Source organism: uncultured Zhongshania sp. (genome assembly GCF_963975605.1).
Classification (GTDB): domain Bacteria; phylum Pseudomonadota; class Gammaproteobacteria; order Pseudomonadales; family Spongiibacteraceae; genus Spongiibacter; species Spongiibacter aquimaris.
The window spans coordinates 21,264-34,501 of sequence record NZ_CAXBHN010000005.1 but is presented as its reverse complement, the minus strand read 5'-3'; the positions used below and the strand labels follow the sequence as shown (position 1 = coordinate 34,501).

General features: G+C 48.5%; 13 protein-coding genes. 11 read left to right on the top strand and 2 right to left on the bottom strand.

Annotated features, from left to right (window positions below; genetic code table 11):
• Positions 1–18: 18 nt before the first annotated feature.
• The 6 genes from AAC007_RS06620 to AAC007_RS06595 all read left to right on the top strand — a co-directional run bounded on the left by AAC007_RS06620 (position 19) and on the right by AAC007_RS06595 (position 4,622).
• On the top strand, positions 19–450 hold the full coding sequence (locus AAC007_RS06620; RefSeq protein WP_296436663.1) for a VOC family protein: 432 nt from the start codon (positions 19–21) through the stop codon (positions 448–450).
• Positions 451–469: 19 nt separating this feature from the next.
• The gene (locus tag AAC007_RS06615) at positions 470–592 is read left to right on the top strand and encodes a DUF1428 family protein (RefSeq protein ID WP_339675440.1); all 123 of its coding nucleotides are present in this window, start codon (positions 470–472) and stop codon (positions 590–592) included.
• Entirely contained in the window at positions 549–1,097 is a 549-nt protein-coding gene (locus AAC007_RS06610; RefSeq protein ID WP_339675439.1) for a DUF1428 domain-containing protein, read from the top strand. Before AAC007_RS06615 ends, AAC007_RS06610 begins: the two co-directional genes overlap by 44 nt.
• Before the next feature lie 79 nt (positions 1,098–1,176).
• Positions 1,177–2,571: an ethanolamine ammonia-lyase subunit EutB gene (locus AAC007_RS06605; RefSeq protein ID WP_339675437.1), complete on the top strand. Its 1,395-nt coding sequence runs from the start codon at positions 1,177–1,179 to the stop codon at positions 2,569–2,571.
• Positions 2,568–3,371 (top strand): ethanolamine ammonia-lyase subunit EutC, encoded by an 804-nt coding sequence (gene eutC / locus AAC007_RS06600; protein ID WP_339675436.1) that lies wholly within the window; start codon positions 2,568–2,570, stop codon positions 3,369–3,371. Before AAC007_RS06605 ends, eutC begins: the two co-directional genes overlap by 4 nt.
• Positions 3,372–3,641: 270 nt before the next feature.
• Entirely contained in the window at positions 3,642–4,622 is a 981-nt protein-coding gene (locus AAC007_RS06595; RefSeq protein ID WP_339675435.1) for a diguanylate cyclase, read from the top strand.
• A 41-nt stretch (positions 4,623–4,663) separates the two neighbouring features.
• Here the strand turns inward: AAC007_RS06595 and AAC007_RS06590 are convergent, their stop codons facing one another.
• Positions 4,664–8,488 (bottom strand): CHASE domain-containing protein, encoded by a 3,825-nt coding sequence (locus tag AAC007_RS06590; protein WP_339675432.1) that lies wholly within the window; start codon positions 8,486–8,488, stop codon positions 4,664–4,666.
• Positions 8,489–8,763: 275 nt separating this feature from the next.
• Between AAC007_RS06590 and AAC007_RS06585 the strand changes: the two genes are divergently transcribed.
• The 3 genes from AAC007_RS06585 (at position 8,764) to AAC007_RS06575 (ending at position 10,994) form a co-directional block, all read left to right on the top strand.
• Entirely contained in the window at positions 8,764–9,180 is a 417-nt protein-coding gene (locus AAC007_RS06585) for a GFA family protein (RefSeq protein ID WP_339675430.1), read from the top strand.
• A complete protein-coding gene (locus AAC007_RS06580) occupies positions 9,164–9,400 on the top strand; it encodes a hypothetical protein (RefSeq protein WP_339675428.1) in 237 nt (78 codons plus the stop codon). The genes AAC007_RS06585 and AAC007_RS06580 overlap by 17 nt, the downstream gene beginning before the upstream one ends.
• A 184-nt stretch (positions 9,401–9,584) precedes the next feature.
• Positions 9,585–10,994, top strand: coding sequence for a PepSY domain-containing protein (locus AAC007_RS06575; RefSeq protein ID WP_339675426.1), 1,410 nt, complete (start codon positions 9,585–9,587; stop codon positions 10,992–10,994).
• Between the two features lie 33 nt (positions 10,995–11,027).
• Here the strand turns inward: AAC007_RS06575 and AAC007_RS06570 are convergent, their stop codons facing one another.
• Positions 11,028–11,864, bottom strand: a complete 837-nt coding sequence (locus AAC007_RS06570; protein ID WP_339675423.1) for a sterol desaturase family protein — start codon at positions 11,862–11,864, stop codon at positions 11,028–11,030.
• Between the two features lie 117 nt (positions 11,865–11,981).
• Here AAC007_RS06570 and AAC007_RS06565 point away from each other — a divergent pair, with 117 nt between their 5' ends.
• Positions 11,982–12,698: a Crp/Fnr family transcriptional regulator gene (locus tag AAC007_RS06565; RefSeq protein WP_339675421.1), complete on the top strand. Its 717-nt coding sequence runs from the start codon at positions 11,982–11,984 to the stop codon at positions 12,696–12,698.
• 72 nt (positions 12,699–12,770) lie between these two features.
• Positions 12,771–13,202, top strand: a complete 432-nt coding sequence (locus AAC007_RS06560; RefSeq protein WP_295873501.1) for a thioesterase family protein — start codon at positions 12,771–12,773, stop codon at positions 13,200–13,202.
• Positions 13,203–13,238 lie beyond the last annotated feature (36 nt).

Sequence of the window (13,238 nt, the reverse complement as noted above, 5' to 3'; positions counted from 1 at the left end):
AATCTAAGGACCCTAACTATGAAAATTAATCCCTATTTGAATTTTGCCGGTAACTGTCGGCAGGCCTTTGAATTTTACGCTGCGTGCTTGGGGCTTGAGCCCGTAATTATGGCCGTGGCGGAAACGCCTGCCGCTGAGCACTTTCCCGCAGATAGCCAGCATCATGTCATGCACGCCCAAATTGATAACGGCAATGGCTTGACCCTAATGGGCTGCGACGCCCCCGCAGAAATGTACGAGCGACCTGCGGGTACGAGTGTGGCCATTCAGGCCGACACGATCGCTGAGGCTGAGCGCGTGTTTGCGGCGCTGTCAGAGGGGGGCAGTATTACGATGCCAATAGCAGAAACTTTTTGGTCACAGCGTTTTGGCGCTTTTGTCGATCAGTTTGGCATTTCGTGGATGGTAAATGGACCCGCGCCCATCGGCGCAGAATCTGATTGCGCATAACACCTTAGGAGATAGAGCGATGAATTACGTTGATGGATTTGTATTGCCGGTGCCAGAGAAAAACCTTGATGCCTACTTTGAAATAGCCAGAAAAGCAGGTGAAATTTGGAAGGAGTTTGGGAGCCTCTGCGCAACTTGGTGACACTCCAGGTTTTGCCTTAGCTCGCTCGGCAAGGCGGCGTTACGTAAGAAGGCTGGTTGCCTTTTTAGTAAGGTCAACGCAGCTGAGTGTGCTAAGGCAAATCCCCGAAGGGCGGGTCTTTGGGGCGCCCTGGGCAGCGTTGCCGCCCTCATCAAGGACAGCCAGCCTTGATCTTCGGGCGCCGCCTTGCCAGAGTGCCCCAAAGACTCCGCTGGAGTATTACCAAGTTGCACAGAGTCTCCCGAGTGCCCTGGAGTATATTGAATGTGTGGCGGACGATGTAAAAACCGGCGTGCACACCTCCTTTCCGCAAAGCGTAAAATTAGAGGAAGGTGAAGTGGTGGTGTTTTCTTATATTGTGTATGCCTCGCGGGAAGACCGTGATCGTATTAACGACGCAGTGATGAAAGACCCGCGCATGGAAGCAATGATGGGACCAGATGCAATGCCCTTTGATGGCAAGCGTATGATCTTCGGCGGTTTCAAAACGCGGGTGGCGATGTAGCCGACAGTATTTCCTTTTGCACAAGATGACAAAGCTTGATAGCTTCAAGTTGTTTTGTTATCTATGCAGAAGGTGATCAATGCCGTTTAGCGTCAACCTCGGTCATCAGCATTATGTGTTTGCCGATCTAAAAACCTTGCTCGCCAAGGCTACACCCGCACGCTCCGGTGATAGCCTTGCGGGCATCGCCGCTACTAGTAATGAAGAGCGGGTAGCGGCGCAATATACCTTGGCTGATTTACCTCTGCGCCATTTTCTCAACGATGTTGTTATTCCCTACGAAGACGACGAAGTCACTCGACTCATCATAGATAGCCACAGTGCGCAGGCTTTTCAGCTGGTGTCCCATCTTACCGTTGGTGGTTTTCGCGACTGGCTGTTGTCGGATGTCGCAACGACTGAATCACTGCGCGCCCTAGCGCCAGGCTTAACGCCGGAAATGGTCGCGGCGGTGAGCAAATTAATGCGGGTGCAAGATCTGATTCTCGTCGCCAAAAAATGCGAAGTGATTACCCGATTTCGCAATACCATTGGCTTGGCCAATCATTTTTCGACACGGCTGCAACCCAATCATCCCAGTGATGATGCCGCCGGCATTGCCGCAAGTATTGTTGATGGCCTGTTATACGCCAGCGGCGATGCAGTCATTGGGATTAATCCCGCTTCAGACAATACCCAAACCGTCACGCGTCTTTTGCATTTATTAGATGACGTCATTACACGTTTTGACATACCGACCCAATCTTGCGTGCTGACCCACGTCACCACCACGCTAGAATTAATCAACCGGGGCGCGCCTGTCGATCTGGTCTTTCAATCGATTGCAGGCAGCCAGGCGGCGAATACTAGCTTTGGTGTGAGCTTGGCGATATTGGCGGAAGCCCAATCTGCCGCTCACGGATTACAGCGCGGCACCGTAGGCAATAATGTGATGTATTTTGAAACCGGCCAAGGTAGTGCGCTGTCGGCCAATGCCCATTGCGGTGTTGATCAGCAAACCCTCGAAGTCCGCGCCTATGCGGTTGCTCGCGCGTTCTCGCCGCTGCTGGTAAATACCGTGGTCGGTTTTATTGGCCCAGAATATTTATACAACGGTAAGCAAATTATTCGCGCCGGCCTAGAGGATCATTTTTGCGGCAAATTACTTGGCCTGCCGATGGGCTGCGATATTTGCTATACCAACCACGCTGAAGCCGATCAAGACGATATGGATATGCTACTCACCCAGTTCGCGGCGGCGGGCGGCAGTTTTATTATGGGTATTCCCGGTGCCGACGACATTATGCTCAATTACCAAACAACCTCTTTTCACGATGCTTTATATATTAGGCGGCTACTAAACTTGCCGCCGGCGCCCGAGTTTTTTCAGTGGTTACAGACATCAGAGATTATGGATGAGCGCGGTGTTTTGTTTTCAGGGGCAGCGCTACCGCCGCGGTTTGCCCAAGCATTAGCGCTGCCGGGGGCGTCATGAGCGACACTAAAAAAGATAGTTGGCATGACTTGCAGGCTTACACATCGGCTCGCATCGCCCAGGGCCGAAGCGGTGTTTCACTGCCAATTGCCGCGAATTTAAAGTTCCAGCTAGATCACGCTCGCGCCCGTGACGCGGTGCATACCGCTTTTAATATTCATTCATTTATAGACTCATATTTAGCCGCCTATCCCAGCGCTGCTGCGCCGCTATGTGTGGCGAGTGCGGCGGAGAGCCGTGGCCAATATTTGCAGCGGCCAGACTTGGGGCGTCAACTACCCGAAGCACAATGGCAACAATTACGTCAATCGCTGAAGAGCGAATGTGGCAGTGATATTGCCGTTGTTGTCGCTGACGGGCTATCGTCGGCGGCGGTTCAACGTCACGCCCTGCCCCTGCTTGCCTTGCTGCTTCCCGCTATAGCTACTCAAGGTTTTAGTCTGGCGCCCCTGTGTATCGCAACTCAGGCGAGGGTCGCTCTGGGTGATGATATTGGCGAGGCCATAAAGGCAAAATTACTTGTTATGTTGATTGGCGAGCGACCCGGTTTGAGTTCGCCAGACAGTCTTGGCATGTATATAACCTATGCGCCGCAGAGAGCTTGCACAGATGCTCAGCGCAACTGTATTTCAAATATACGCGACGGAGGCCTTAGTTATCAGCAGGCCTGCGATACCGGGATTTACCTAATAGCGACGGCAATGAAAAAAGCTCAAACTGGCGTTAGTTTGAAAGACGAATCGATGCTACTAGACAGCCAGACTGCTACTGCCATTCCATTTTTCAAGACCAGTGCCTAATCGATTCGCTTCAAAATAGAGCAATAAATTAGTTAGGAACTTGAGGATAAACGCACCATAAGGACAAGCCCGTATGGGCGCTAAGACACTTCGCCTTCACAATGAACTTTTGCAGAGATATAGCTGCACTCTTGACGCGTTCTCAGCAATTTTATCATTGCCAATTAGTGGCTCTTCAGCGCGAAGGCCAAGTCTAGAGAAGTTGTAAAATTGCTTGATTAACTGGGTGCAGAAATGCGTCTCCAGAGATTGCTTGTGAGAGGTGCATTAGTGGAAACCCCAAGAACTCCTGACGGTGAAGATAGGCGCATAGCGGCTTTGCGAGCCCTGGATGTCTTAGATACGCCGATGGAGGAGCGTTTCGACCGCATTACCCGCTTTGCAAGTCAGTTGTTTGACGTCCCAATCGCTTTGGTAAGTTTAATAGATCAAGATCGCCAGTGGTTTAAATCTGCTATGGGACTAGATGTCCGAGAGACGTCTCGTGCAATTTCCTTTTGTGGACACACCATACTCACGCGTAAAATTCTTCTTACACCAGATGCTCTAATTGATAGTCGCTTTTCAGATAATCCTTTGGTGCGAGGAGCGCCTTATATTCGCTTCTATGCCGGGTGTCCAATATATGCTGAATGCGGATCAGCGCTGGGAAGTTTGTGCTTGATCGATACCAAACCGCGTGTTCTTTCAGAGACGGATTTACATGCGCTGCGGGATTTAGCGCTAATGGTTGAGCGCGAATTACAAAGGCCAGAGTCGAATATACTGGATGAAAAAACCAGTATCTGTAATCGCAATGGCTTTTCACTTTTGGCTGAAAAGGGCTTAGATCTTTGTGCTCGCCGAATGACTCCAGCATCCATGGTATTTATAGAAATAGATGGGCTCAACGACGACAAGGAAAGTAAAGAGACAGATAGAATACTGTATCAGTTCAGCGAGTATTTGAACTGCCATCTAGATCATTCAGCATTAGTCGCTCGAGTAGAGAAAAATCAGTTTGTTGCGCTTTTAATTGACGCTTCCGCCGCTGCTGCTGAATTGGCGATGATCAATTTCAAGGCGGCTATTGAGGCCTTGCATATCCGTGAAAACTGGAAGTACTTACTTCGGTTTAGTCACGGCGTAGCTGAATTCAATACAAATAAACATCCTACGGTCGACAAGCTAATTACCGATGCCGATATTGCGATGTACGATAATAAAAAGCAAAGGCGTTATGCCGATAGAGCAAACGAAGCTGTAAATTAATTGTTATTCTAAGCATGACATTTTCATACGAACTATCATCGTTACGCTCGTGATATCCGCGCGATATTAAACTTAATTTTACTAATTGCGTCTCTAAAATTTATTGGCTTTGCAATATGATCGCTCATCCCAGCTTCAAGACAGGCGTCGATATCAGTGGGAAAGACATTCGCCGTCATTGCCAGTATCGGTACGCGATCGTACTGTGGCATGTTGCGAATTATCCGTGTAGTTTCTAAGCCGTTTATGTCGGGCATTTCCATGTCCATCAAAATAAGATCAGGAACTAAGCCATCATTTAATTTTCTAATTGCCGCTTTTCCTCCGCTTACTGCGGTAACCGTGGCGCCACTTTGTTTTAACATTTCAGTGGCGATTACTAGATTTATTTCGGTGTCATCAACCACTAAAATAGTAAGATCTCTAAGTTGAGATACAGAGTTCACTCCCGGTGTGAGCTTCTTTTCCGCTAAATTGCTATCGTCAATATCCTCCAGCAAGCTGCAAATTTGTTTGGGCGTAGCGGGTAAGCAAATTAGTCCGCGACCATGATCCGAATCCCACGCAGTCACTTCGCCGCTTTTGTGCGGTTTAGTTGCAATTAAGCGCGGCGCTGTTTTGCCTGGCAATAGCAAGGAGATTGTGTACTGAACGGTATCTGATTCAAGCATACCGGCATCAATAATCGCCGCTGAGAAGGTATTTCCCTCCTTAATTTCGACAAGTTCATTAATAAAATCGGCTTCCGAGTGCACTGTGACCACTGTAGCGCCAAAGTCATCGAGCATCTGTTGCAGATTATTACGATACAAACTATTGCTCTGAGCTAGCAAAATTCGATATCCGGATAAACTCATCGAGGTATAAGTTTTATTATCGAACGAGGTATAGGGCAATGAGAGAGAAAATTTAAATACGCTACCTTGGCCAAGCTGGCTATTAACAGATATCTCACCACCCATCATATTGATTAATCGCTGGCTGATTGAAAGACCCAAGCCGCTGCCACCAAACCGTCTACTGGTTGAATCTTCGGCTTGTTGAAAACTAGAAAATATTCTTCCTTGCATCGACTTTTCAATGCCAATGCCGGAATCTTCAACTGAAAATTCTAAAGTGCTATGCGTTAGTGATTTGTCGCATACCTTAACTCGGAGTATGACATGGCCTTCATTGGTGAACTTTATCGCGTTGCTAAGAAGATTCATTAGCACTTGCTTTAGGCGCAAATCGTCGCAGAAAAACAGTCCTGGCAATACAGAGGGTATGTCGAATAGTACGGCTATATTTTTTTCGCGACCGCTGCCAGCAATAATTGCAATCACTTCCTGCATTAGTAAATCTAGGTCTATATTGCGGGGCGCTAAATCTATTTTGTTTGCTTCAATCTTGGAATAATCAAGGATATCGTTTAGCAATAGCAGAAGTGAATTTGCAGCAGTAGCTGCGCGATTGACAAAGTTATTCTGGCGATCATTCAGTTCTGACTGCTGCAGTAGTTGAAGCATACCGAGAACGGCATTTAACGGTGTTCTAATATCGTGGCTCATATTGGCGAGAAAACTCGATTTTGCTGAGCTTGCAGATTCCGCTAATTCCTTGGCTTGGCGCAAGTTTCGCTCTAGCTCAACTTCTGATGTGATGTCGCGATTGAATCCCGCTACTTTAATAATACTGCCATCAACATCTCTTTCTAAAGCACCTCGCGCTTGAATATAGCGGATGTTACCGCTAGGTAGCGATAGACGGAATATCGGGTCATACTCTCCGAGCTCTGCTATCGCGTCGTGTAAACTTTTTTCTGCTGCCTCTACGTCTTCAGGATGTACCCGTGAACGCCAATGTTCGTAATTCAAGCCATTTTGATTTAATGCTGTGGGCCATTCATACAGCGCAAACATTTTGTCATTCCAGTCAAGGGAATTGTCTTCAAGCGTCCACGTCCACACCCCTAATTCTGCAACGGTAGTGGCTTGCAAAATCTTACTATTGGACGCTTCAATATCCCTTCTATGCTGGCTTTCCTTTGTGACATCGGTCGCGATGATCAAATAGCCAGAAGGGCTGTTTGCTTCGTTTAACATTGTACTAACAGCGACATTACCGACAAATATGGCATCGCCGTTTTTGCGGAAGCGCCACTCCCTGCGCTCATGGAGTTTTTCGGTGGCGAGATGAGTTAATACGCGAATATCATCATTACTATCGTGTAGGTCGATGCCAAGCTCTTTGCTTCTTAACTCTAGATCCTTTCTTAGAATAAAACTCTGGATAGAAGCCTTGTTTACAACCTCCTCCGAGCTATAGCCTAATAGGTTTTCTGCACCGGCATTAAAAAAGCGAATAACACCATCTAAATGTGTAGTTATAATGGCTACCCCCGAAGCGGAGTCCATTATATTTTGCAGCAAACTATTGAGCTCGGTTAACTCTGAGGTTCTACGTTTAACTTGTTCGTCTAACTTAATATTCAGCGCATTTATCGTTGCTGACTGCGCCTTTTGGACGGTGATATTTTTAACAAGCCAAGAATATCCTGTGGTGTTTGTACCACTAATGACAAAGGGAGATCGGGTAACGGCAACATCTATTGGTGTATCTGTTTTGCAGTACCACAGGGCGTCGTAGCTTATTGCGCTGTTTTCCGCAGTGCTCTCCTCGGATTGGGTGTCCATATTTTGAACACCGCTTTCTTTCACTAATGCAAAGAGCGATGCCCCAATCGCTTCACTGCGGCTAAACCCTAAGTTTTCTGTTGCGCCAAAATTCCAACTGTTAATTACGCCATTTAAGTCGGTACCAATTATGGTGTCGGCTGATGACTCTACGATTTTAGCCAGCTTTTCTTGTTCTTCAATAACTTGCTGCCGTATCTGCCGCTGAGCACTTAAAACGCCTAGTAAGGTGGCTAGTAGAAAGGAAATAATTGCGCCTAGCCCGAGTACTTTAGATCCAGGGAAGAGTGCTAAGCTGTCAATAAATGCGGGTTTAACTAATAGCTCTTGCTGCCATACGCGGCCAAAAACGCGTATGGTGCGTGTGTCTGTTAATTTGGGCTCAGGGGCGCTCTGTTCGCTTTCAAAGAAACGAGTAGGGCTTTCAGCGTCGGTAATATCAAAAAGTTGTAATGTAAAGTATTCCGCTTTTAATCTGAGGTCGGCAAGTACTTCATCCATAAGCAGGGGTGCGTAGCTCCATCCCACAAGATTTGCTATGCGCTGTTCCTCTGTTTCCGGCGTGCTGTAAGACGCATAGGCTGGCATTAAAATAAGAAACGAGCGTTGGGTTTTTCCCGATGCTTGGACAAGGGTTATCGGCCCTGTCAGACGAACTTCGCCAGATTGCATTGAGTCAATAGCGGCAACTCTGCGATTTGTTTCTGATGCGATGTCGAGGCCAACGGCCTCGCGGTTTCTTTCGACAGGCTCAATATACTGAATGACAAAACGATCGTCATCGTTCGTAGAAAGCTGCTTAATCTGAAAATTTGGCCAGCCATCTGCGCGCGCCGCTTCTAAAAAAGTCTGCTCTTGATCGGCGGGAACTCGGCGAATAAAACCAAATCCTCGCGCACCAGGAAACTCGTCTGGCACGTCGCGGGTTGCGCTATAGCGAGTAAACTTGTCTCTATCAATATCTGCGGCTAGCACCACTCCCCGCGCACCACGCAAGCCGTATTGATATAGTTCGACTCGCTCTTCTACGTAGGTCTTACTCGCCTTCGCGTAGCGGGCAACTTCATCGACAATGCGTTGCTTATTATGCTGCGATTGCTCGTAGGCGAGGAATGAAGAAATCGCTAGGCCGCTGACGAATAGTCCCCAGGACGGTATGTGACGAACTATATGATGTAGCGTTTTATTCAATGGTTTTTACTCGACTTATTAGCCACTTTTATTCGCATCTGGTTTTGGCAGCTTATGTATAAACTTCATTCTTATGGAAGCGGTTAGTTATGTCATTGTACAAGCACTTATAATATTAGGCATACAATGACTTTCTCGATACCCTTAGGTATCTATACTTACTTTATTAAAGATTGCTAGAAAAATCTGAGGTCAGATGTTTGCGGCTGTATCAAGAAGAGCTACTGTGCTCACTTGAACTTGGTATAACAAGTACGCGTGATAAGGGAGGACGTATGACAGATGTTCAATATCCTATTTTTGGGTCGTGTCAATGTGGCAGCGTGCGTTATCAATTACTATCGCCACCCATAAAGGTGATGGCCTGCCACTGCAAGGAGTGCCAAAAATTATCAACCAGCGCCTTTAGCCTTACCGCGCTAGTGTCGGCCGATTCGGTGGTGTTTGAGGGCGAGCTCAAGCAGTGGGAGCGTCTTGCGGAAAGTGGCAATAAAAACTACGCCAAATTCTGTCCAATCTGCGGAAATCGGATTTATCATTTTAATCCTGATCAGCCGGCCGTTATTAAGTTAAAAGCCGCTAATTTATCCGATACGCGAATTTTGCAGCCCGAGGCACATATTTGGGTAAGTCAAAAACAGGATTGGTTTCACATTCCCGATGGGGTGCCGCAGTATGACAAGCAGCCTTGATTGCTTAGCCCGCACGCTGCAGCCTGCCGTGTTCATATTGTTGATAGCGGCTGTCGCTGCTTGTAGCAATAAACAACTTTATGAAGCCAGTCATCAAAATCGCCTGCAAGAGTGCGAGAAGTTAGTTGCCTCACAGCGTCAATCGTGTCGTGAAGAGTACAGCGAATCTTATGATGAGTATCGCCGTCGCTTAGAAGTGGAAAAGCAGTCGCAGAAGTAAATGTGGGCTTTATAAATATCGGAGGCGGGCCTAGGGTGATGCGACATCATGTCGCATTGCTGAATACTCAAAACTTGATAATATACCCCGCTCTACTCAGAGCTGCGCGTGACCCTTGATCCACACCTCTTTTGCTCTCCATGAGTTTTGCTGCCTTTTGCCGTTTGTGATCGGATAATGTGATATGTCTAAGAAAGCCCCGCGTCGTCCTTCTTCACTTATTGGCTTCTTATTATGCTGGCATCCGCGTCTCGGTGGCGTGGTCGGGCTCGCCATTATTGCTTGGGGGCTAAGCGGCTTAGCGCACCCGATTATCTCTCGCATTCAACCCTCGGCGGCGGCGTATGTCTACAAGCTTGAGCCCTTTTCTAGCGCGGGTGTATTAACTGTTAGCGACGCTGCAGCGCGCGCGGGTTTGACCCAGTCGCTAAGTGCTGTACGTCTTTTGGCTTGGCAGGGCCGGCCATACTACCGCTTACAAACGGCGGCGGACGTGATCTGGGTAGACGCCCGCAGCGGTGTCGTGGCTGAGTATGCCGAGCGAGATTACGCGGAGTTTCTCGCCCGGCATTATGTGGGGGATCAAGATAGCGCCGTAAAATCGATGAGCTTACAAACAGAGTTCGATGAGGATTATGTGTTTGTAAATCGCCTGTTGCCGGTGTGGCGGGTTGAGTTTGAGCGCGATGATGGAATGCGGGTGTATGTAGACACCGCCAGCGATCGTCTCGGCACAATTGTAAACAACACCAAGGCTGCAAGCAGTGTGTTTTTTCGCAATGTGCATTCGTGGATTTTTATCAAAAACGACAGTCTTCGCCTTAGCCTCATGACTATTTGTCTTGTTGGCGGCGGTATTATTGCGCTGGCGGGAATACTGCAATACTTCCTGCAGTGGCGCGCTGGTCGCGGCTGGCGACAAGGTCGGCCGACGCTAAAATTTCATCGTGTACTGGGTGTTAGCGTCGCGTTAACGGCGGTGACCTTTACCGGCAGCGGTTTATATCACTTATGGCAAAAGCAATTTGTGCTGCAGCCTGAGATGGTAGCGGCGAAGTACTTTGACGCCGCGCAAATCAATGTGGGCTGGTCCACATTGAATCCAGAGATCGTGCAGGCAGACATGGTTGCGATTGGTGACGAAGCGTATTTTCGAACTTGGTACGGCGGTGGTTTACAGTATCGCAATGCACTTGATGGCGAGCTCTTGGCTGATGGTGAGCGCTTACATGCACTAGCCTTGGCGGCGCAATATATGCCAACAAACGCACCGGTCAAAGCGGTACGCGCGGTAGATTCCTTTAACGACGAATATGGTTTTGTGAATAAACGTCTGCCTGTTGTCGCGGTGGATTATGAGCGCAGTGATCATCTCAGCGTGTATGTTGAGCCCCGCAGTGGCGCCTTGGCCACCGTGGTGAGAGACGCTGATCGCTACGAAGGATTTAGCTTTGCCTTCCTGCATAAATGGAATTTTATTGATGGCCTTGGGCACACCGTACGAGACATCATTGCAGCCTGCTTTGCGGCTGGCATTGCGGCCACGTTTATACTCGGAATGACCTTGTTTTTGCGCCGCGCAAGGCGGCGGTAATAGCATAGTAGTCAGCAGCCAAAGCGATTCTTGTTAGATCGAGGTAGTGGCATCGGCCTCTGATTTAGTCTCTATTTTGACAATTTGCTCACCAGTTCGGCACAGCGGCCACAATAATTGCTCGGCGACCGTGGTGTCGGGCAGGTTTTCTACACCTATTTCGTCGGGATAGCGGCGGGTTATTTTTGCGCTGCCGAATAGCACATCCCAGAAAAATAGTAGATTGCCGTAGTTGCCTTTGTAGTGGGTGACACCGTCTTCCGCGTGTTTACCGTGGTGGGCCGAGTGGGTAGCGGGTGTGGAAATAACGCGTTCTACCAGCCACATCAATTGCGATATCACTGGAATCGTATAAAGCTTCTTATCCCAGCGTACATCGGAGTGAGCTCCGAAAATAACCGCCATTTTTACAACCACATAAACGACGTAGACCCAGCCTCCACCGAGATAAACCAATAGTCCAGAGAACCACAGCCCAGGCATTAGCAGGTAATAAAAGAGATTGTTGCGATATACCATACGAATCGACATGTATTCCGCGTTGTGGTGAGGGCGATGCAGCTTGTACAGCCAGGGCACCATATGAGAAAGCCGGTGCCACCAATATTGGCTCAAGTCGTCTAATACTAAAAACAGCCCGAGTACCAGCCACAGGGGTTGCGACACCAGAATGTCTTTGTACTGCGGCATCAGCAGTGCTCCAATAGCCATGCCGCCACCGAAGGCCAGAGGCTTTGTCACAAAAAGAAGACTCAGGGTGCTAACCGCTTCCACAGTGGCATCGCCGCGTTTTTGATTGGGCTTGTGCAAAATCCCGGTGAGTGTGGTCTCGAAAAGCACAAAGCCAAGGAAAATTATCGTGATCATCATTTCGGGTTGCATGGCAAGCCTCGCTATCGCTGTTCTCGTTATTGGTGATATTTGAGCAAGCACAGATTAGCAGCAAGTGCTAAGCTAGAATGCAAACTTTTATACATTTGGGTGCGAATGATTGATTTACTTCAACACGGATCGCCTAGCCTCATCGATCTGATTTCTGATGAGTTATGGCGTCAGCTTCAAGCCATTGGGACAGTTGAGCGCTACCAAGACGGCCAGATGATTCATTTGCGCGGCGATGAAAAACCCGGAATTACGGTGGTGCTTGACGGGCGCGTGATGATTGGCCTGCAGGGTTCGGAGGGCACGTTTCTAACAAGTTCTGTGATGGGTCGTGGTCAGTGCTTTGGGGAGTTCACACTGTTTGCTGGTTTGCCGCGCACACATGATATTAGCGCTATCGGCGAAACCCAGGTGCTGCAAATTAAGGGCAAGCCGTTTTTGGCCTTATTCAATGCGGAGCCGAGTCTGTCCCATGCGCTGCTTACCATCAATGTGTATCGCACCCATGGTTTGCTGGAGTTTCTTGACGACTTGCGACGCCTGTCATTACCCGTCCACGTCGCTAAGTTCCTGCTATCTATGTCTGAGTCGGCGAGTAATAAGAAAGAAATTCAATGCAATCAGGAAGTGCTGGCATTTAATTTTGGCGTGTCGCGAATTTCGATTGGCAAGGCGCTAAAAAAATTAGAAGCGACCGGGCTGATCGAGGTCGGCTACGGTAAGATAGCGATCACTGATCACCCTCAATTGCGGCGTTGGGTAGAGCAGCGCTGCCCGGTTTCTGCGCTCCGCGCGTCGCGTGTAAATTCGACATCGCAATGATGCGAATGCCCTGATTTCCCGGTAAAATCAGGCTTGCTACAGTACCTCTCCAACAATTGAAAGCGAGTTCCCTTGGCCAGAAAGACCATAGAATTACCTGACAGGCTTCCATTCAGCACCGAGTATGTGGTGTTGTATTCCGACGTGAATGTGGCTAATCACCTTGCTGCGGACCGCATCCCCGCTATTGCGATAGAAGGCCAGCTGCGTTTTATTATTGCCTTGGGTTACGAGCAAGCCACCGCCTTTGAGGAAGCCGGTCTCATCATGGCGCACTCAGAAATCTCCTACATTTCTGAAACCGACTACGGTGACCGGCTGCGGATTGATGTGGCGGCGGTCAATTTCACGGCCAAGAGTTTTGACCTAGTTTTTCGCTTGTTCAATTTGACTAAGAATATTGAAACCGCGCGACTGCGCAATACCATGCTATTTTTTGACTACGCCAGTAAATCCGTGTGTGATGTACCGGCCAGCTTTAAAGAAAAAGTGGCCGCAATCTAAGCTTTTGTCACGGATCTTGCGACCAATTGATCTACT